General features: G+C 35.4%; 15 protein-coding genes and 1 pseudogene. 14 read left to right on the forward strand and 2 right to left on the reverse strand.

Features of this window, described 5'->3' with window-relative positions:
• The first annotated feature begins 22 nt into the window (after positions 1-22).
• Positions 23-1,099, forward strand: a complete 1,077-nt coding sequence (locus RT261_RS07750) for a DUF2920 family protein (protein ID WP_313131418.1) — start codon at positions 23-25, stop codon at positions 1,097-1,099.
• 231 nt (positions 1,100-1,330) lie between these two features.
• On the opposite strand, the pseudogene RT261_RS07755 reads toward RT261_RS07750, so the two are convergent.
• Positions 1,331-1,666, reverse strand: a pseudogene (locus RT261_RS07755) (transposase); the annotation flags it as partial.
• A 540-nt stretch (positions 1,667-2,206) separates the two neighbouring features.
• Here RT261_RS07755 and RT261_RS07760 point away from each other — a divergent pair.
• The 3 genes from RT261_RS07760 (at position 2,207) to lspA (ending at position 4,794) form a co-directional block, all read left to right on the forward strand.
• Positions 2,207-3,232 carry a glycosyltransferase family 2 protein gene (locus RT261_RS07760; protein ID WP_313131423.1) on the forward strand — a complete coding sequence of 342 codons (1,026 nt, stop codon included), beginning with the start codon at positions 2,207-2,209 and terminating at the stop codon, positions 3,230-3,232.
• Positions 3,233-3,307: 75 nt separating this feature from the next.
• Entirely contained in the window at positions 3,308-3,958 is a 651-nt protein-coding gene (locus tag RT261_RS07765) for a flavin reductase family protein (RefSeq protein WP_313131425.1), read from the forward strand.
• Between the two features lie 389 nt (positions 3,959-4,347).
• The gene (gene lspA, locus RT261_RS07770) at positions 4,348-4,794 is read left to right on the forward strand and encodes a signal peptidase II (protein ID WP_313131427.1); all 447 of its coding nucleotides are present in this window, start codon (positions 4,348-4,350) and stop codon (positions 4,792-4,794) included.
• Between the two features lie 127 nt (positions 4,795-4,921).
• Here lspA and RT261_RS07775 read toward each other — a convergent pair whose 3' ends face one another.
• Positions 4,922-6,532 (reverse strand): CTP synthase, encoded by a 1,611-nt coding sequence (locus tag RT261_RS07775; RefSeq protein ID WP_313131430.1) that lies wholly within the window; start codon positions 6,530-6,532, stop codon positions 4,922-4,924.
• A gap of 678 nt (positions 6,533-7,210) precedes the next feature.
• Between RT261_RS07775 and ftsH the strand changes: the two genes are divergently transcribed.
• The 10 genes from ftsH to RT261_RS07825 all read left to right on the forward strand — a co-directional run bounded on the left by ftsH (position 7,211) and on the right by RT261_RS07825 (position 22,665).
• Positions 7,211-9,106, forward strand: a complete 1,896-nt coding sequence (gene ftsH, locus RT261_RS07780; protein ID WP_313131431.1) for an ATP-dependent zinc metalloprotease FtsH — start codon at positions 7,211-7,213, stop codon at positions 9,104-9,106.
• Positions 9,107-9,702: 596 nt separating this feature from the next.
• The gene (gene uvrC / locus RT261_RS07785) at positions 9,703-11,781 is read left to right on the forward strand and encodes an excinuclease ABC subunit UvrC (RefSeq protein WP_313131432.1); all 2,079 of its coding nucleotides are present in this window, start codon (positions 9,703-9,705) and stop codon (positions 11,779-11,781) included.
• 113 nt (positions 11,782-11,894) lie between these two features.
• Entirely contained in the window at positions 11,895-12,836 is a 942-nt protein-coding gene (gene hprK, locus RT261_RS07790) for an HPr(Ser) kinase/phosphatase (protein WP_313131434.1), read from the forward strand.
• 152 nt (positions 12,837-12,988) lie between these two features.
• Positions 12,989-13,930: an ROK family glucokinase gene (locus tag RT261_RS07795; RefSeq protein ID WP_313131436.1), complete on the forward strand. Its 942-nt coding sequence runs from the start codon at positions 12,989-12,991 to the stop codon at positions 13,928-13,930.
• A gap of 151 nt (positions 13,931-14,081) precedes the next feature.
• The gene (murB, locus tag RT261_RS07800) at positions 14,082-15,008 is read left to right on the forward strand and encodes a UDP-N-acetylmuramate dehydrogenase (protein ID WP_313131439.1); all 927 of its coding nucleotides are present in this window, start codon (positions 14,082-14,084) and stop codon (positions 15,006-15,008) included.
• A gap of 93 nt (positions 15,009-15,101) precedes the next feature.
• Positions 15,102-15,971, forward strand: coding sequence for an RNase adapter RapZ (gene rapZ, locus RT261_RS07805; protein ID WP_313131441.1), 870 nt, complete (start codon positions 15,102-15,104; stop codon positions 15,969-15,971).
• A 50-nt stretch (positions 15,972-16,021) separates the two neighbouring features.
• A complete protein-coding gene (whiA, locus tag RT261_RS07810) occupies positions 16,022-17,008 on the forward strand; it encodes a DNA-binding protein WhiA (RefSeq protein WP_313131444.1) in 987 nt (328 codons plus the stop codon).
• Positions 16,983-17,237, forward strand: a complete 255-nt coding sequence (locus RT261_RS07815) for an HPr family phosphocarrier protein (protein ID WP_313131447.1) — start codon at positions 16,983-16,985, stop codon at positions 17,235-17,237. The genes whiA and RT261_RS07815 overlap by 26 nt, the downstream gene beginning before the upstream one ends.
• A 385-nt stretch (positions 17,238-17,622) precedes the next feature.
• Complete coding sequence (locus tag RT261_RS07820; protein WP_313131449.1) at positions 17,623-19,086, forward strand: polysaccharide deacetylase family protein; 1,464 nt, start codon at positions 17,623-17,625, stop codon at positions 19,084-19,086.
• Between the two features lie 90 nt (positions 19,087-19,176).
• Positions 19,177-22,665, forward strand: a complete 3,489-nt coding sequence (locus RT261_RS07825; protein ID WP_313131452.1) for a DNA polymerase III subunit alpha — start codon at positions 19,177-19,179, stop codon at positions 22,663-22,665.
• The last annotated feature ends 21 nt before the right edge of the window (positions 22,666-22,686 follow it).

Below are 22,686 nucleotides of genomic sequence, written 5' to 3' on the forward strand. Positions count from 1 at the left end.
TTTAGTAACGGGAGGTTAATGTATGTCAAAAGCATATTCTGTTGAAATACCTGCGCATAGCAGTATATATACAAATAATTACTCTGATAATAATTACAAAGACAGAAAGATTAGAGTAGATTATTCGGAGCCTGAACAGATAAATGAAAATACTGGAGTTTTATTACTGATTGCGGGATATGGAGCTAGTATTGATTCGAATGTTTATATAAAAATGCGAAAAAATTTTAGTGACTTATATAATCTAATTGTTCTACAATGTAATTATTTTGGAAGTGAATTTATGCAAGGACCTCAAGATAGTGAAATTGAAAGAGTAATAACAGAAATTGATAATAACAAAGACATGAAAAGTTCAGCTAATGAATGCTATCTCAATTTTAATGTAAATACTTGTGAAAATATAAAAAATTTTAATGATATGGGTATTATGCAAGCGATAGATAATATTACAGCAGTATTAGCTATTATTAATATGATTAAAAGTAAGAGTATGTCAATTAATATGAAGAAAATTATAATCTATGGACATTCCCATGGGGCTTATTTGTCTTATATGTGTAATCGTTTCTGTCCTCAGTTATTTCAACTAATTATTGAAAACTCGGCATATATTTATCCTGCGTATTTAAATAATACGCGTAAACTTTTTTTTGAATATAATTCTAATATATTTAGTTTTGATTTTCAATATCTGATAAGCAATATTGAAGAATCCATAAGTAAAGAGATATATTCTCTTGAATACTTGTATAGAAATTTTAATAATATGTGCTATATTGTTAGTTATCATGGTGAGTTGGATGATATGACCAGTTTTGCTAATAAGAGTGAGTTTGTACGTGACATTAATAAGATGGTTTTTATAGGAATCACGGAATCAGATATTGATGGGGAAGTGATAAAATCATGTAGTCACGGCTTAGATGCGGATTTTATTAAGATGTTTGATATTACATATAAAGCATTTGAGAATAAAATTGATCAAGATGTGGATTTGTTATTAGCTAATTCGATAAGGGTTGTCTTAAAAGACAAGATGGAATTATTAATTAGCTATGATGCTGGATTTCCTATTGTAAAAAAGTTAAAATATTAATTGGCTAAATAATATAATTTTAATTGGTAATGCAATTGCATGTAAAAAAGGGAGTGTCGCAAAATCACTAAAATGGAGTGATGGAGCGATACCCTTATTCTATGTAAAAAAACAGGAAACATCCTGTTGTATGAGTTTTTTCCTTTTTTAAATGTACTTTAAAGCCTTTTGATTTTACCCTGTTTACTATGATGTTTTCAACGGAAACAGATAACTTTCTGTCCGTTCATTCTATATCTTTGTGTGGAGTTTATTTATGTTGTACCCCATCATAGTAAAAGTATCTCTAGCTTCACCTTGGATTTCACTTGGAGTAAAAATTTTTGGAACTCATAGTCATGTTCATTTTTCAGTACCCCGAATGCTCCCTCCACTTGTATGGAATGATTCATACATGCTAATCTCGGATTCATAACCACTCTCACTTTTCTGCTTATATATATATATTGGATACAGTTTCTTCATCCTATGGCAGGTATAACTATCTGTTTCTTTGTCATACTCCATGTTTTCCCTCTTGCTGATGTCGTCCTTAAAGCGGAGCTTTTTCCATTTCCCATAAGCCTGATACAGCAATGTGTAATCTAAATACTTCAATTCATGGCTCAGCAGATGGACAGAATAGTCTTCAGGAATTAAACCTTCCACCCTTAATTGAAAAAACAGTTGATAAGTTTGCCCAAGTTCGGAATAATCTTTAGTAGTATATTTGGTTAATCGAATAATTAATTATACCATGAAAAGGGAGCTAATGCTCCAATAGATTATTCATCTATTTTTGCAACAGCCCCTAATAGAATAGATAGAAATACCAGACATTAAATCCCCTATATTCAGAATTTAACCATAGAATCGAAAGAAATTTCATAAGTTAAATATAGCATATCTTTTAAAATTGTACAATATTGGTAAAACGACAATTTTTTCTTTTATTCTATGTGCAATTTGCATGCAATATCTTACATATTATTTCATAATTCGCGTGTTTAAATCCCTTGATTTTGCTACATAAATTAAGGCTATATATTACATTTGTATCAATTGATGAAAGTGATTTTCTATGCTATACTAAAGGCATATTTACAAAGGATATGAGGAGAGATATACATGAATACAATCAGTGCATGTTTAATAGTAAAGAACGAAGAAAAAATTCTTGCAAGGTGTTTAGATAGTATAAAAGACATAGTAGATGAAATCGTTATTGTTGATACTGGTTCCACTGATAAAACGAAAGATATCGCCAGAAATTATACCGATAAAATCTATGACTTTCAATGGATTGATGATTTTGCTGCTGCCAGAAACTTTTCTTTTTCTAAGGCTTCCAAGGATTACATATATGTAGTAGATGCAGATGAGGTTATTGATGAGGAGAACCGGATCAAGTTTCTTCAACTAAAGGAGGCAATGCTTCCAGAGATAGAAATTGTTCAAATGAAGTATGCTAATCAACTACAGTTTAATACAACATATAATTTTGACGTTGAATACCGTCCGAAACTCTATAAGCGGGTACGCAGCTTCTGCTGGATTGATCCCATCCATGAATCAATTGATTTAGAACCAGTTATCTTTGACAGTAATATTGAGATTTTACATTTGCCTATGAGTAATCACGCACCTCGTGATTTTGAAATATTTCAGAAAATAATTGGCCGTGGCGAGAAATTATCCAAGAAGCTTATTAATATGTATGCAAGAGAATTGTTCATTGCCGGTACAAAAGAAGACTTTCTTAAGGCCGAGAGTTTTTTTGAAATACTTATAGAAGAGGATTCCTATTCCTTCACATATGAAGAGAGGAAGGTTATTCAATGCGTCCTGGTAAGGTGCAGCAACCTTAAAAATGATTTAGCAAAGCTATTAAAGTATTCTTTGAATAATGTAGCGGGAGATAAACCAAGTTCTGAAATATGCTACGAATTAGGTGAATATTTCTTTGGTTTATCTGATTATAAAGAAGCAATTATTTGGTTTTATAATGCAGTTTATGAAACAGAATGTGAGCTGAATATCCATTACGGAGGAGATTATCCTCTGAAAAAACTTTCTGTATGTTATGAGAGTCTTGGGGATATAGAACAAGCGGATGCTTACAATGAGCTTGCAAAACAGTGGAAAGCGGAGTAGTAGATAAGTAAAATTCAAGTAGGTTACGGTAGTATTTATAGAAATATACTCATAATAACAGGAAGGTGAAACCTAATGAAAAAAGAATATTCAGCTATTCCGGAGTCAATGGGGAACATGGAGACTTACGGTTTTTCATGGATGGATTTTGTAACTGCAATACCATCACCACTATTTGTTGTAACTTCCTATAAATCCAATGGCAAGCCCAATGCTTGTTTACAATCGTGGGCATGCTTTACTGGTAATCCGGGTGGCTTTTATGCAATTCTCTCAAGTGTAAATAAGTCTGGACATATGTATCAAAGTATAAAGGAAAAAGGGGTAGCGGTGATGAATTTTCCCTCTGCTGATATTTATGATAAATGCATTGCAACAATCGCTAACAATGGATTCGACAATGACGAAATAGCTTTGTCGGGACTTACAGCAGAGCAAGCAACGATTATAAATGCACCACGTATCAAAGAATGTTTTCTAAATCTGGAATGTCGTTATCTGTGGGAACGTGAGATAAAAGATGGAGATCCCCATGTTTTAATGTGCTTAGAAGTAGTTAATGTTTGTGCAGATGAAATACATTTAGATGAAATTATACAAGGAAGATATGGCGAAAAAGGATATCTTTATAATATACATTATCCTATAAATCCTGAAAACTTTACGGGTAAATCACAGGATTGGATAGCAACATTGGAAAAGCTTAAAGATATGGGCGAATATTGAAGAATAAGAGTATGAAAATAAAATTATGGAAAAATAAAATTGTGAAAATATAGAGTATGAAAATATAGAGTATGAAAATATAAGAGTATGGAAATATAAGAGTATGGAAATGTAAAAGTATAGAAATAAAAAATTATGGAAAAATAAAATTATGAAAATATAAGTGCATGGAAATATAAGAGCATGGAAATGTAAAAGTATAGAAATAAAAAAGTATAGAAATAAAAAGTATGAAAATATAAGTATGAAAAATAAGCATGAAACATGAAAGCTTAAAACATAAAAGTATGGAATTAAAAATTTAGAGTTTTAAATAGTAATATTTCTGTCAAATAATTAATAGTATTCATATTAGGCAAGGATGTCTATTCTAAAGGAGGGATTGTATTATGTTTTATATAGCACTAATTTTGATAATATTTTTTCTAGACCTTAAAGTGAAAGAGTACATTGAAGAAAACAAAGAAATGCATAAAAGCGAGGAAATTTTAAATGGTAAGATTATTTTGGAAAGATACCATAATAAAGGTGCAATGCTTAATTTTTTGGAACACAATGTTCAGCTTGTAAAAATTATTTCCCTTTCTTTATTTGGAATCCTCCTTTTGTTTTTTGCATTCCTTTTGCCAAAAAAAGATAACCGTATTCTAAAATTGGCCCTATCTCTTATACTTGGTGGTGCATTAAGCAATATCTATGACCGTGTAAAAAAAGGTTATGTAGTAGATTACTTTAGTTTTAAATTTTTGAAAAAGGTCGTTTTTAATATTTCGGATATATGTATTTTTATTGGTTCTTTTATTATTGTCTTATTATCATTTTTCAAAAATGAGTGATAATAGTATAAGCGAATAAGGAATTATAAAAAACGAATGCTATTCTGAATATAAATAATAAAGTGGAACAGTTGAAGAATCTCTATGTGTTATTTTAGAGATTCTTCATTTTATCCAGAATGTTACACTACTGTTTTTCCTGATACTCCAGAGCCGCTCCTACAAATCCTTTAAACAAAGGATGAGGTCTATTTGGTCTTGATTTGAACTCTGGGTGAGCCTGGGTGGCTACGAACCAGGGGTGGTCTGTAAGTTCAATCATTTCAACGATACGTCCGTCAGGAGATAATCCGGATAGTTTGAGTCCGCTTTTTATAAAATCTTCTCTATAATAATTATTTACTTCGTAGCGGTGTCTATGTCTCTCGTGAATGTTTTTCTCCCCGTATAATTCATAAGCTTTGCTTGTTTCCTCCAGCACACATGGATAAGATCCCAATCTTAAAGTTCCGCCAATGTCTTCAATTCCATCTTGCTCCGGCATTAAATGAATTACCGGATGAGTGGTGCCCGGATTCAATTCAGCACTGTGGGCATCAGCAAAACCGATTACATGACGGGAGATTTCTACAATTGCTAATTGCATGCCAAGGCAAAGGCCTAAGAAAGGGATGTTATTTTCACGGGCATATTTTATGGCAGATATTTTTCCTTCCACACCTCTGTCACCAAAACCTCCCGGTACTAAAATTCCACTCACACCGGATAGGAGCTCGGCTGCATTGCAGTTCTCCAACTCTTCGGAAGGTATCCATTTTATATTTACGGAAGCATTGTGTGCAACAGCTCCATGTTTTAAGGATTCTACCACACTGATGTAAGCATCATGAAGTTGGGTGTATTTTCCTACTAATGCTACAGTTACTTCTTTGGTAGGATGTTTTAGCGCCGCCACCATTTCTTCCCATGCAGACAAATTTGGAGTAGGACAATCCAATGCCAGACATTCACATGCAATATCTGCAAGATGCTCTTTTTCCATGGCAAGAGGAGCTTCGTAGAGAGTTTCTACGTCAAGGTTCTGTATGACATGATGTTTTGGTACATTACAAAAAAGAGCAATTTTATCTTTGATTCCCTGCTCTAGGGGGAGTTCGGTTCTGCATACAATAATATCCGGCCGTATTCCCATTCCTTGCAGCTCCTTAACACTGGCTTGTGTAGGTTTTGTTTTCATTTCACCGGAGGCCTTTAGATAGGGGATTAGAGTTACATGAATCAGTATGGCATTTTGGGGACCTACATCATGTTGAAATTGACGTATGGCTTCCAAAAATGGCTGGCTTTCTATATCACCTACGGTGCCCCCAACTTCAATAATTGCAATCTGCGTATCGTCACAGCCATCATTACGGTAAAAACGACTTTTAATTTCATTGGTGATGTGAGGAATAACTTGTACTGTTCCACCGCCGAAATCGCCCCGTCTTTCTTTGGAGAGTACGGACCAATATATTTTACCGGTGGTTACATTGGATTGTTTTGTGAGGCTCTCATCGATAAATCTTTCATAATGACCAAGGTCAAGATCCGTTTCCGCACCGTCGTCCGTAACGAATACTTCCCCGTGTTGGATCGGATTCATAGTTCCGGGATCGATGTTAATATAGGGATCGAATTTTTGCATGGTTACATGGTAACCACGCTCCTTTAAAAGCCTTCCAAGAGAGGCAGCAGTGATACCTTTTCCTAAGCCTGATACAACGCCGCCAGTTACAAATACGTACTTAACTCCCATTTCGTTTCCTCCTTTATAATGTGTTTACAGCTGCTATTTTATTTCTTACAACGAAAAAAGCCTTGAAACTAATATTTTCATTGTTATTAGCTCAAGGTGTATCGGATAAGGGTGGTGAGTCATAAGTTTGTACATCCAATGCAAACCTTTATTACCTACACCCTTGTAAGTTTGTGTTAAAATAATTACTGAAACATTATACTACGAACAGGCTAATAAATCTACTATAAATTTTATTTTCAAAAAAAGTATTTTTAATTATATATGTAATTGGCTTACAGAAAAACTAATAAAAAAGATTACCAGCAGCGTAATCTATATGTATTTCAAGGAATAAGGAATTGTTTTCCTAATAAATGATGTAAGACTTAATAATATTTAAGAAAGTTTTATTTCTTGGTCACAAAAATTTCACTTCAAACGTATTGATTTATATGTTTAGTAACATTATAATGAAGTGTAACTATCAGATATTGGATTATTTTGATAAAAATATAGTATTTACAAAATACATGACTTATTTCACATAAAAAGAGCTGCTTTAAAATAAGTTCATAAAAAGAGCGCTTATAAAATATTGCAATTTGCAGTATATACTAAAAGAAGCAAATGCTGAAGCATTGGGGAATAAGTAAGAAGCAAAGCAAAACAAGCTTTGACTTAGCACAGGAGGTTAGGATGGATAATAACGACAAAAAACGAGGGCCAAACGTGAATAATAAGAAGCCATTTTTCTATACATTAGTGGCTGCTATTCTTTTTTTGGCACTGTTTTCTTACATGACAAATCGAATCAAAGAGGGCAGTAATAAAGAAATCACCTATGACCAATTTATAAAAATGGTTGATAAGGGTGAAGTAAAAGAGGTTTTATTTAAAACCGATAAAATAGTAATTGATCCCAAAAAGCAAGAAAATCCTATGTATGAAATTAAGTATTATACCGGGTATGTAAAAGATGATACCTTATCGGATCGTTTGCTTAAAGCGGATGTAAAGTTCAGTGGGGATGTAGTAGATACTCGTACAACTATAGTAGATATTATCATGGTCTATGTATTGCCATTTGTACTTATATATGTAGTACTCTGGTTCTTCTTTAAAATGATTTCTAAGAGCGGCGGCGGTATGATGGGCGGCGTCGGAAAAAGTAATGCCAAAGTTTATGTGGAGAAAGAAACGGGAGTTACGTTTAAAGATGTAGCAGGTCAGGAAGAAGCAAAAGAATCACTGACCGAAATCGTGGATTTCCTTCATAACCCCGGCAAATATACCCGCATTGGTGCAAAACTTCCCAAAGGTGCTTTATTAGTAGGACCTCCGGGTACTGGTAAGACACTTCTTGCAAAAGCAGTAGCTGGTGAAGCGAAAGTGCCTTTCTTCTCTTTATCCGGTTCTGATTTTGTGGAAATGTTTGTAGGTGTTGGTGCTTCCAGAGTTAGAGATTTATTTAAACAAGCACAGCAAATGGCACCATGTATTATTTTTATCGATGAAGTGGATGCCATCGGTAAGAGCAGAGATACCCATTACGGCGGTGGAAATGATGAAAGAGAGCAAACTTTAAACCAGCTATTATCTGAAATGGATGGTTTTGATTCTTCCAAAGGTCTTGTAATTTTAGCTGCAACTAACCGTCCGGAAGTTTTGGATAAAGCGCTGCTTCGTCCGGGACGCTTTGACCGTAGAATTATTGTAGATAAACCGGACTTAAAGGGAAGAGTTGATATCTTAAAAGTCCATTCCAAAGATGTATTAATGCACGATTCCGTTGATTTAGAGGCAATTGCATTAGCAACTTCAGGAGCAGTAGGATCTGATTTGGCGAATATGATTAATGAAGCAGCCATTCTTGCAGTTAAGCAGGGAAGGACTGTAGTCACACAGGAAGATTTATTTGAATCTGTAGAAGTAGTTATTGCAGGTAAAGAGAAGAAAGACCGTATTCTTGGTAAAGAAGAGAAGAAGATAGTTGCTTATCATGAAGTTGGCCACGCCTTGGTTACTGCGTTAGAAAAGAATTCTGAACCGGTACAAAAGATTACCATTGTGCCAAGAACCATGGGTTCTTTAGGATATGTTATGCAGGTTCCAGAGGAAGAGAAGTATTTAATGAGTAAAGATGAATTAATAGCTAGAATCGTTACTCTTTACGGTGGCCGTGCGGCAGAAAAGCTTATATTTAATTCTATTACCACAGGCGCTTCCAATGATATTGAAAAAGCCACTCAATTAGCAAGGGCTATGGTTACCCAATATGGTATGTCAGATACGTTTGGCTTAATGGGACTTGAGTCTGTTGAGAACCGTTATCTGGACGGAAGACCAGTATTAAATTGCGGAGATGCTACTGCGGCAGAAATTGATAAAGAAGTAATGGTCATTTTAAAAGAATGTTATGATAAAGCAGAGACACTTTTATCCGGAAACCGTGATGTATTGGATAAGATTGCAGAATACCTGGTAGAGAAAGAAACTATTACTGGTAAAGAATTCATGAAGATCTTCCGCGAAGTAAAAGGCTTACCGGAAGAAGAAGTGAAAGAAGAATCAAAAGAAGAAATAGCAGAATAAAAAGAAATTTATATAAAATATAATAGCGGATATCATAAAAAGGACTATGAAATAAAAGGTAAAGCCTTTCGTTTATAGTTCTTTTTATTTACTCAGAAGAAAAATGTAAGAAAATCTGTATTATTGTATTAATTTTTACATCTCCAATTGACAGAAACAATTATAATGATTACATTTATGATATAATACAAACGGAGTGAAGTAAATGCAAGCGTGCTTGCATTTGCTGAGTGGAGTGCCAAGATCATGAACACGTCTTTCGTTCATGATATAATACAAACGGAATGAAGTAAATACAAGCGTGCTTGCATTTGCTGAGTGGAGTGCCAAGATCATGAACACGCCTTTCGTTCATGATATAATACAAACGGAATGAAGGTTTTGTATGTTACATAAAAGATAAAAATACCGATTTAAGTATAAAGGTAATACAACTGTTTTACGTTCAGATAAAGGAATAAGATAGACTTAGTTAGCTGAATTTGATATATTAGACCTGAACAATAAGTTTCTTATAGTATAAATACAGTACTCTAAGTCATATGAATAATCAAGCTATAAAGTTAGGACGTACAGGGCATTAGGAAGGAGTATATATGTTTTTTGATATTGAAGAAGAATTAAAGAAGCTTCCCGCCAAACCCGGTGTATATATTATGCATGATAGTAACGACACCATAATATATGTAGGAAAAGCCATCAGTCTAAAAAACAGAGTGCGGCAGTATTTTCAAAGCAGCAGAAATCTTACTCCAAAGATTCAGCAGATGGTTAGTCATATTAACTATTTTGAATATATTATCACAGACTCAGAACTAGAGGCGTTGGTTTTGGAATGTAATCTGATTAAAGAGCACAGACCAAAGTACAATACCATGTTAAAGGATGATAAAAGTTATCCTTATATTAAAGTAACGGTAAATGAAGCATATCCCAGAGTGCTGTTTGCAAGACAGAGAGGTAAGGATAAAGCAAAGTATTTCGGACCTTACACCAGTTCTAAGTCAATAAAGGACACACTGGAATTACTGCGAAAGATATATTTTATAAGGACTTGTAACCGGAACCTTCCAAAGGATGTGGGGAAGGACAGACCCTGTCTTTATTATCATATTAAACAGTGTAAAGCGCCCTGCCAAGGCTATGTATCAGAAGAAGAATACAAGGAATCCATCCAAAAGGTGCTGGAATTTCTAAATGGAAACTATTCTCTGGTTACAAAAGAGCTGGAAGGGAAAATGAAACAGGCAGCAGCAAACTTGGAATTTGAAAATGCTGCAGAATATAGAGATTTGCTGAACAGCGTCATGCAAATAGCTCAAAAACAAAAGATTACCAGCAGCGAATTGGAGGACCGTGATATAGTCGCATTAGCAACAGCAGGAAATGAAGCAGTTGTGCAGGTCTTCTTTATACGAAGCGGCAAATTAATTGGCAGGGATCATTTTTATCTGACCGGTGTGGAACATGAAACCAAAAGTTCTATTCTAACAAGTTTTGTAAAGCAATTTTATGCCGGTACACCATTGATACCAAGAGAATTAATATTGGGAGAGCCCATTGAAGAACAGGAAATCATAGAAGAATGGCTTGCTTCCAAGCGGGGACAAAAGGTATACATTAAAGTTCCCATTAAAGGTGAAAAAGAACGGTTGGTTGAGCTTGCAAGAAAGAATGCATCTTTGGTATTACAGCAGGATGCAGAAAAGATCAAACGGGAAGAAGCCAGAACGGTGGGTGCCATAAAACAGATAGGAGAACTATTGAATATACCTGGAATCAGGCGTATTGAGTCCTTTGATATATCCAATACCAGTGGCTTTGAATCCGTTGGCTCTATGGTAGTTTATGAAAATGGTAAACCAAAGAGAAATGACTACCGTAAATTTAAAATAAGATCTGTTAAAGGACCGGATGATTACGCCTCCATGGAAGAGGTACTTACCAGAAGGCTTACCCACGCTGCTCGTGAGCAGAATGCACTTCTTCAAGGGCATGGCTCATATGAAAATATCGGACTGAGCGGAGAAAGCGGATCCCATGAAGAATATGCGGCTGGTAAAGGTCGAGAACTTGATGAAGAGCAAGAATTTGATGGAGAACAAAGACTCGGAGGAAAACAAGAACTTGGAGAAGATCAAGAACTTGATGAAGAACAAGGACTTGTAGGAGAACAAAAACTTCCCGAAGGCCAGGAATTTAGGGAAAAGAATCTAAACCGGGAATACGACAGCTTTAATAAATTACCGGACTTAATCATGATGGATGGTGGTAAAGGTCAGGTTAATATTGCGAAAAAAGTGTTGAATGACTTAAATATGGCAATTCCCGTATGCGGTATGGTAAAAGATGATAACCATAGAACAAGAGGTCTCTACTATAATAATACCGAGATACCAATCGATACACACAGTGAAGCATTTAGATTAATTACAAGAATTCAAGATGAAACCCACCGGTTTGCCATAGAATATCATAAACTGCTTCGGGGAAAAGCTCAGATACATTCTGTATTGGACGATATTAAAGGTGTGGGTGCCGCAAGAAGAAAAGCTTTGATGAAACATTTTCAATCCATTGAAGCCATAAAAGAAGCTAGTGTGGAAGAACTGGCAGCAGTGGCCTCTATGAATAAACCGGCAGCAGAAAAGGTATATGAATTCTTTCATTCATAATATCGTAATTTTTCCAATATTATTTACATTAACAGAAGGTATGTGATAAAATAGTAAAATCAGTGCAGAATAATAAATCTATTGTCTTCAAAAGTAAGAAAGGAAGTATAAATATGTATACTGTAGAATTGGCCAAGCTAATTGGAAAGATGAATCTTGAAGTTCTAACACCGGATATCGACTATGAACATATAAAAATCTGCCAGCCGGATGTGAATCGTCCTGCCCTTCAATTGGCCGGATTTTTTGATCATTTTGATTCTGATCGTGTTCAGGTTATCGGGCGGGTAGAAGAAGCCTATATGAGAAAAATGGAAAAGGATCACGGCATAGGTATATTAACAAGATTAATGGACTATAAAGTACCATGTATTGTATTCTGCCGAGGCATTGATGTTGAACCGGAACTGATTCAATTAGCAACGCAAAAAGGTGTACCTATTTTGAAAACAAACAAAACCACATCTTCTTTTATGGCAGAAGTGATTCGTTGGTTAAATGTTGAGTTAGCTCCCAGAATATCCATACACGGAGTTTTAGTAGACGTATATGGCGAGGGTATTCTAATTACGGGAGAAAGCGGTATTGGCAAAAGTGAAGCTGCTTTGGAACTGATTAAGAGAGGACATCGTCTTGTAACCGATGATGTTGTTGAAATAAAAAAAGTAAGTGATGAAACGCTGATAGGTATGGCACCGGATATTACAAGACATTTTATTGAACTAAGAGGCATCGGAATTATTGATGTTAAGACTCTTTTTGGCGTTGAAAGTGTTAAGAATACCCAATCCATTGATTTGGTTATTAAATTAGAGGAATGGAATAAAGAGAAGGAATATGATAGATTAGGCCTTGAAGAGCAATACACAGAATACCTTGGAAATAAAGTAGTCTGTCATTCCATACCAATCCGTCCGGGACGTAATCTTGCGATTATTGTAGAATCTGCTGCTGTTAACTACAGGCAAAAGAAGATGGGATACAATGCTGCACAGGAACTATATAATCGAGTAACCAATAATTTAATGAAAAAAAATAAAGCAAATGAAGAATAATAATATCATATTAAAACTAAAGTAAAACCGGAAACTAATTTTTAACCGGCAGATATATACCAATAAAGTAATTTCTGCCTATACATCATAATAAAAGCAATGTCAGAAAGGAGATACGTAAGTTATAATATAAAATTTACGTAAGCAGCAATATGGAAAAGCTATGTTTTGGAATTGATATTGGTGGAACAACAGTAAAGTTAGGGTTGTTTACAGATAAAGGTGATTTGGTAGACAAATGGGAGATACCAACCAGAAAAGAGAACTCAGGAAGTTACATATTAGGTGATGTAGCCAAAACTCTGGAGAATAAAATTTCAGAAAAAAACCTGGATAAAAATCAAATTGTTGGTATTGGTGTAGGTGTACCAGGACCGGTTACCGCAGATGGAACCGTTATTGAATGTGTAAATCTAGGCTGGAGCATAATAAATGTTGCCAATGAACTAAAAGGACTTACTGGTTTTGAAGCAAAAGTGGGCAATGATGCCAATGTAGCTGCTTTGGGTGAAATGTGGCGAGGCGGCGGTAAAGGTTATAATAGTATTGTTATGGTAACGTTAGGCACCGGAGTAGGCGGCGGCGTAATTATAGATAATGAGATTATTACTGGAAGTAATGGAGCTGCAGGTGAACTGGGCCATATTTTAGTAAATTATGAAGAAAAAGAAAAATGCGGCTGTGGAAAGACTGGCTGTTTAGAGCAATTCGCATCTGCAACAGGCATCGTGAAGGAAGCCAAGAGATTACTAAGTAAATCCACAGAACCCTCTAAGCTTCGTGAATTCGACCATCTGTCTGCAAAAACCATATTTGACTGTGCAAAAGAAAATGATAAACTGGCATTGGAATTAGTAGAACAATTAGGAAGATACCTTGGTATTGCATTATCACATGTGGCAGCAGTCGTAGATCCACAAGCCTTTGTTATCGGCGGAGGAGTTTCGAAAGCGGGTAGTATATTAACCGATGCAGTGAAAAAATATTATAATCAATATGTCATGCTGGCATTAAAAAATAAAGAATTTCGTCTTGCAGAACTTGGCAATGATGCAGGCATATATGGCTGCGCCAGACTTATACTGGGCCATTAACTTTTAGAGTTGCCAAATTCTATTAAATATTGTATGATATGTGTAGTTTTGGATGGTATACTGCCAGTAAGTTTTGGCATATAATATGGAGAATATATAAATATTAGCGTTAACAGGCTGATAGTAGTTTATAAAGAAAGAGGAAATAAATTTGAATGAGGATTTTTATCAGACACTAAAGGATATATTAAAAGATGAGCAAATATTGATAGAAGAACCTCTTGCAAAGCACACCACTTTTCAAATAGGCGGCCCGGCAGAATTTCTTCTTCTACCTGAAAACAGCCATCAGGCAGCTGAACTGGTTAAAATGTTGTGTGAGAAAAATATGCCTTTTTATGTAATTGGAAACGGAAGTAACTTACTGGTTAGTGATAAAGGATATAAAGGAACCATCATTAAAATCGGACAATGTATGAGTGACATCCAGATTGAGAAATATGATGGGTCACACTGGCTTGTTAAAGCTGGAGCAGGCGTATTGCTTTCTAAATTAGCCAATAAAATAGCTGACCATGAATTAACAGGCTTTGAATTTGCTTCCGGAATTCCGGGTTCTTTAGGCGGGGCGGTAACTATGAATGCAGGTGCTTATGGCGGAGAGATGAAAGACTCTATTATCGGTACTACGGTAGTTGATCAGTCGGGCAATATAATGCATTTAAATAAAGAAGATTTACAATTAGGATACCGAAAAAGTATCATTCAGGAGAAGAATTATATTGTATTGGATGCCTCCTTTTTATTTGAATTAGGAAATAAGGAAGATATCAGAAATAAAATGAATGATCTTAATGAAAGAAGACGTGACAAACAGCCTTTGGAATATCCAAGTGCCGGCAGTACTTTTAAAAGACCGGAAGGATACTTTGCAGGTAAATTAATTATGGATGCAGGTCTTAGAGGATATCAGGTGGGCAATGCACAAATATCGGAAAAGCATTGCGGCTTTGTTATTAATAAAGGAGGAGCAACTGCCACTGATATTATAACATTGATTACAGAGGTAAGGCAGATTGTTTTTGATAAATATGGAGTTATGCTGGAACCGGAAGTAAGGCTTTTGGGTGAGTTTTAGAAAAACGGAGTAGCGAATTTGTGAAACAATTTATTGTGCATATTTATGCTATGGCACAAATTCACGGAAACGTGGCATAAGGAGAGAATTTTTATGAGACTGGTAATAGTTACGGGAATGTCAGGAGCAGGTAAAAGTTCAGTGCTGAAAATGCTGGAGGATGCAGGGTATTTTTGCGTCGATAATCTTCCTATACAACTCATCTATAAATTAGTCCAGTTAACCTTCAATGGAACCCAGAATATCGATAAAGTAGCATTAGGTGTCGATATTCGCAGCGGACAAGCTTTAGAAGAACTGGATGAAGTGTTAGAGCGAATGGGTATGGATGGATATCCCTATGAGATACTATTTTTAGATGCCAGTACGGAAGTGTTGGTAAAACGTTATAAAGAAACAAGAAGAACCCATCCTTTATCCGGAGCAGGACGAGTAGAGCAGGGAATTGATACTGAAAGAAACAAGTTGGAATTTCTTAAGAAAAAGGCTAATGTCATAATTGATACAAGCCAATTGTTAATTCGGGAATTAAAAAATCAAATTGATAAAATATATTTGAAGAATGAAAAATACAATAATTTTTTTATAACTATATTATCTTTTGGATTTAAGTATGGAATTCCAATGGATTCCGATTTGGTATTTGATGTAAGGTTTTTGCCTAATCCCTACTATATTCCAAAATTAAGACCGAAGACAGGAAATGATAAGGATGTAAAAGATTATGTAATGAAATCTGAGATGGCTCCTGAATTTTTAAAGAAGCTGGAGGATATGATTGCATTCTTAATTCCAAACTATATCGAAGAAGGAAAAAATCAGTTAGTTATTAGTATTGGCTGTACTGGCGGCAAACATCGTTCTGTTACCTTGGCTAATGAGCTGGCTTTAAGACTGCAACATCTTGAATATGGATTAAAGGTGGAGCATAGAGATATTATGAAGGACACATTGCGTAGTTAGCGAAGTGTACGTACAAAATCTCTAGATTCTGAAAGGAGCAAGATATAAAAATGTCATTTTCCAGAGAGGTAAAGGATGAATTATCAAAACAGATTAGTCCTGCAAGGCACTGTCAGATAGCAGAACTGGCGGCAATTATCAGTTTATGTGGAGACATTATTATATCGGAATATGATAGATATGTTCTGAAGCTCCATACGGAAAATCTACTGGTAGCCAGAAAATACTTTACATTAATTAAAAAAACCTTTAAAATAAATACAGAAATCTCAGTAAAACAAAATAATTATTTGAAAAAGAATAAAACCTATACTATGGTTATTGTAGATCATGACATAGTTATAAAAATTCTACAAGCCACCAAGCTGATGGATGAAAATAAAGAAATCATGGAAAACTTATCTGTAGTAGATAATCTGGTCATACAAAATTCTTGCTGTAAAAGGGCATTTATCAGAGGTGCATTTTTAGCTTCCGGTTCCATGAGTGAACCAAAGAAGACCTATCATTTTGAGATAGTTGCACCAAATGAGCCAAAAGCAAGGCAAATTCAAGAAATTATCAATACCTTTAATATAGATGCAAAGATTGTAATACGTAAGAATCATTTTGTTGTCTATGTAAAAGAGGGTTCACAAATAGTCGACCTATTGAATGTTATGGAAGCTCATGTTTCTCTTATGAATTTGGAAAATGTCCGAATATTAAAAGAGATGAGAAACTCCATTAATAGGCAAGTGAACTGCGAGGCTGCAAATATTAATAAAACCGTGCAGGCAGCAACCAAGCAGATTGATGATATAATATATATTAAGGAACAGATTGGCTTCAGTGAATTATCAGAGGGGTTGGAGGAAGTTGCGTCTTTACGCATAGAATATCCAGAAGCATCACTGAAAGAATTGGGGGCTCTGCTTAATCCGCCTATTGGCAAATCCGGTGTTAACCACCGATTACGGAAATTAAGCATTTTAGCAGATAACGTTAGGAAACAGAAGGAGGAAGTAAACTATGGTATCGAAAAAAATAACAATTAAAATTCCCACGGGATTAGAGGCAAGACCAGTTGCTCTATTGGTTCAGGTTGCAAGCCAATATGAAAGTGCTATCTATGTAGAATGTGATGATAAGAAAGTCAATGCAAAGAGTATCATGGGAATGATGAGCTTAGGTTTAGCTGCAGGTGAAGAGGTTACTGTTTCTGCTGAGGGTACTGATGAACAGACGGCTATTGATAATATTGAGAAATATTTAAGTTCAAAATAGATTCCATATAAAGTTTAAATTAGGACATAATAAGAATAATACCCTATGTAAAGAGGTTGGTGCAAAAAGGAAAGTTTTGCATAACCTCTTTTTTTAAAATTAATAATTTTGTAAAGAAATATTAAAAGGTTCGTGCTATAATGAAGGAAGTGTACACAGAAATTAAGTATATCCTTTAATAAAGGTATATAATACAAAAGATAGACGTTATGTTGTATACATATGTTAAGTAAGAATCGTGAATAATAGATTATAACAGACAACATTAAACGAAAAGATAAATTACATTAATTAGCCTGAAAGAACCTTAAAACCAGTGCCATAATGTATTTTGGAACTGGTTTCATTTGTCTTTTGGGAATTTGTGAATGAAGGAGGTAGTTAAGTGGATAACAAAACAAAAGGAAATATGAATAAAGCAAATTCCTATGATTATAGATCAGAAGGTAATGGTAGAAAAAAAGGAAAGTATAAAACAATACTTATTGCCGAATTGCTATTGCTTTTATTAGCGATAGTCGGCATTATAACCTTTGCTGTTTTAAAAGGCGGCTATTTCAAAAAGAATAATAATAATGCTGGCAATAACAATCAGACTCAAGGCGGCGGTAACAATGTTCCAGGAGGTAAAGATAATGAGTTAACTCCGGAAGAAGAAGAGAAAAAACGCTTAGAGGAAGAGGAAAAAGAACAACAAGAAAAGATCTCAAAATTAGTAGAAGAAGCAGATCTATTGGCAATGGGCTATGATTATGATAAAGCTATTGAAACCATTAAGTCATATGGACAAGGCTATGTAAACCATACAGTACTCACGGATGCCATAGCAAAATATGAAGCGGACAAAGCAAAATTGGTTCCTTTGGGTGCCTATGAATCAGTTAACGAAATAAGCCATATATTTTTCCATTCCCTGGTGGCGGATAATTCCAAGGCCTTTGATGGAGATTACGCATCCAATGGCTATAATTATTATATGACCACCATTTCTGAATTCAAGGAAATGATGAAGCAGATGTATGAAGATGGATATGTTTTGGTAAGTATCCATGATGTAGCGCACCAGGTGACAGCAGAGGACGGTACAACAAAATTTGTTCCGGGAGATATTATGCTTCCACCTGATAAAAAGCCATTTGTAATGTCACAGGACGATGTTAATTATTATGAATATATGACTGGAGACGGCTTTGCTTCCAAAGCTGTTATTGACGAAAATGGAAGACCATCCACTGCTATGATTATGGATGACGGAACGGTTTCCGTTGGAGATTATGATATGGTTCCGATTTTGGAAACATTTATTGCGGAACATCCGGATTTCTCTTACAAAGGAGCCAGAGGATTATTAGCACTTACCGGTTATGAAGGTACCTTGGGTTATCGTACTAACGATAAATCTTCTCCTACCTATGAACAAGACAAAGAAGCCGTTAAGGAAGTTATAAAGGTTATGAAAGAGTGGGGATGGGAATTTGGTTCTCATAGTTATGGACATAGAAATATGGGAAAAGTAAGTTATAACTTTACGATACAAGATAGTGACAGATGGATGGAGGAAGTTGGCTCTTTAATTGGTCCTACAGATGTTTATGTCTTCCCTTACGGTATAGATATAGAAGAGAATATTGGTGCTTATACCAGTGATAAATACCAATATCTAAAGAGTTTAGGATTTAACTATTATTGCGGTGTTTTTAAATCTCCTTGGATTCAGGTAAAGGATGAATATGTTAGAATGACCAGAAGACCTTTGGACGGCCAGGCAATGCTACAGTTTCCGGAAAGATTAGCAGACTTGTTTGATTTAAGCAAAGTCATTGATCCGGATCGGCCGGCACTAAAATAGGGGTCTTCTGACCTCGTTTATGTTACAAATAGAAAGGTATAGGAATTAGGCTGAAAGGAAACTTTCAACCTATATGATATGGAGGTAAAAATGAAATTTGCACACTTACATCTGCATACAGAATATAGTCTTCTGGATGGATCAGGTAAAATTAAAGAAATGGTAGCCAGAGCAAAAGAATTAGGCATGGACAGTATTGCCATTACTGATCATGGTGTAATGTATGGCGTCATTGATTTTTATCGCGCCTGCCTTTCAGAAGGAATAAGACCCATTATTGGGTGTGAAGTTTATGTAGCACCCAATTCAAGATATGATAGAGAAGGTTCCTCTTCGGAAGACCGGTATAATCATCTGGTGTTATTAGCAGAGAATAATACCGGTTATTCCAATTTAATGAAAATAGTTTCCACTGGTTTCATAGAAGGTTTCTACTATAAACCCAGAGTGGATTACGAAATATTGTCAAGGTACAGGGAAGGTATCATAGCTTTAAGTGCCTGCTTAGGTGGAGAAGTCGCAAGTAATTTGCGCAGAGGTTTCTACGAAGAAGGTAAAAAAGCGGCACTGCGCCTAAGAGATATATTTGGTGAAAATAATTTCTTCTTAGAACTGCAAGATCACGGATTGCCGGAACAAAAGCAAGTAAACCAGGCTTTGCTGCGAATGCATAGTGAAACGGGTATTCCGTTAGTGGCTACTAATGATGTTCATTACACCTTGGAAAGTGATGCTCAGGCACATGATATCTTACTATGTATTCAGACTCAGAAAAAAGTTTCCGATGAAAATAGAATGCGTTATGAAGGCGGCCAATATTTCCTGAAATCACCGGAAGAAATGGAAGCCATATTTCCTTATGCCAAAGAGGCACTGGAAAATACGCAGATGATTGCAGAACGTTGTCATGTAGAAATTGAATTTGGTGAATACAAACTCCCTAAGTATGATGTTCCTGCTGGCTTTACAGCCTTAGAGTATCTGAAAAAACTCTGTGAAGAAGGATTAATTAAGAGATATGGGAATCCTCCTGTAGAATTAAAAGAAAGATTAGAATATGAAATTGAAACCATAAGGGGTATGGGATTTGTAGATTACTTCTTAATTGTATGGGATTTTATCAAATATGCAAAAGATAATCAAATTATGGTAGGACCCGGACGGGGTAGTGCAGCGGGAAGTATTGTATCCTATTGTTTAGAGATTACCGATATTGATCCAATAAAGTATAACCTGTTGTTTGAGCGGTTCCTGAATCCGGAACGATTAACCATGCCGGATATTGATATTGACTTCTGCTTTGAAAGAAGACAAGAAGTTATTGACTATGTTGTACAAAAATACGGAAAAGACCGGGTGGTTCAAATTGTTACTTTTGGAACCATGGCGGCCAGAGCTGTTATAAGGGATGTGGGCAGAGCTTTGGACCTTCCATATGCCCAGGTAGATACGGTTGCTAAAATGATACCCACAGAAATAGGAATTAATATTGAAAAAGCTCTGAATTCCAATTCAGAATTAAAAAATCTATACAACAGCGACGAAGAAATTAAATATTTAATTGATATGTCCTTACGCTTAGAGGGATTGCCAAGACATACATCTATGCACGCAGCTGGTGTAGTTATTAGTAAAGCTCCGGTAGTAGAATATGTTCCTTTGTCCCGTGCTTCCGATGAGTCTATAACAACACAGTTTACTATGACAACTTTAGAGGAATTAGGCTTATTAAAAATGGATTTTTTAGGTCTTCGAACTTTAACCGTTATTCAGAACGCAGTTAGATTAGTAAATGAAAAACTGGACAGCACGAATAAAATACATATGGATCGGATAGATTATGATGATAAAAATATTTTTAACTTGATTTCTTCTGGTAAAACAGATGGTATCTTCCAATTGGAAAGTGCCGGAATGAAAAACTTTATGAAAGAGCTGAAACCCAAAAGTTTAGAGGATATTATTGCAGGTATCTCTTTATACCGTCCGGGACCAATGGACTTTATACCCAAATATATTAAGGGTAAGAATGAAGCAAAGTCCATTATATATGAATGCCCACAGTTAGAGCCTATTTTATCGCCTACTTATGGGTGTATTGTATATCAGGAGCAGGTTATGCAGATCGTTCGTGATCTTGCAGGTTACAGCTACGGACGAAGTGATTTGGTACGTCGTGCCATGTCTAAGAAGAAAGCTTCTGTTATGGAACAGGAACGTAAGAACTTTGTTTATGGCAATGAGGAGGAGAATATACCGGGATGTGTTAATAATGGTATATCTGCTGAAGTAGCCGATCATATTTTTGATGAAATGACGGACTTTGCAAAGTATGCGTTTAACAAGTCCCATGCTGCGGCTTATGCGGTAATTTCCTACCAAACAGCGTTTTTAAAGTATTACTATCCTGTGGAATTTATGGCGGCACTAATGACTTCGGTGATTGATAACCCGGGAAAGGTTGCAGAATATATTTATGCCTGCAGGCAGATGGGAATTGAAATTTTGCCTCCGGATATTAATGAGGGATATAGTACCTTCTCTGTATCAAAGGGAGCCATACGCTACGGACTTTCTGCCATTAAAGGTTTGGGGAAACCGGTGATTGAAGCAATTGTAGAAGAACGTGGATCCAACGGCAAATTTACCAGCCTGAAAGACTTTGCCGTCAGATTGTCCGGTAAAGAAGTAAATAAAAGGACTGTAGAAAGTTTTATTAAATCAGGAGCCTTTGACAGCCTTCCGGGAACCAGAAAACAATTAATGATGATTTACATTCAGGTGTTAGATGATGTAATTCAGGATAAGAAGAAAAATCTAAGCGGTCAAATCTCTTTCTTTGATTTAGTAGGAGAAGAAGAAAAAGCAGATTATGAAAATAATATGCCGGATGTTGGAGAATATTCTTCAGAACAGCTTCTGGCTTTTGAAAAAGAAGTTATGGGTATCTATGTAAGTGGGCATCCTCTTGATCAATATGAAGGATTATTGAAAAAAAATATTACCAATTCTACTTTAGACTTTGTCCTTGATGAGGAAACTAGGGAAGCAAAAGCAAAAGATGGTGCTTATGCAACAATAGGAGGAATGGTTGTTTCCAAAACAGTAAAAACTACAAGGACTAATTCTATGATGGCTTTTATCACGTTGGAAGACTTGGTTGGTACTGTTGAAATTATAGTTTTTCCAAGAGACTATGAAAAATATAAAATAGTATTACAAGAGGATAGTAAAGTCTTTGTTCGGGGAAAAGTAACAGCGGAAGAAGAAAAGCCTGCTAAGTTAATATGCAGTGATGTAATACCTTTTGAAGCCATTCCCCAAGAAGTGTGGATCAAATATCCTGATAAAGAGAATTTTGTAAAAGATGAACAAAGTTTATATGAATTATTGAGCCAATCTGATGGTGATGATTCCGTTACCATTTATTTAGAATGTGAAAAAGCAATAAAACATCTTCCTCAAAGTAAGAACATCAATGTGGAAAGTGACTTGATTAGGAAATTGAAAGAAAAATATGGAGATCACAATGTTCAAGTAGTAGAAAAGAGTATTGAAAAAGCCAGAAAAATGCATTAAAATATAGAAGATTTGAATCTT

It is taken from the genome of Anaerocolumna sp., from assembly GCF_032079385.1.
Lineage (GTDB): Bacteria > Bacillota > Clostridia > Lachnospirales > Lachnospiraceae > Anaerocolumna.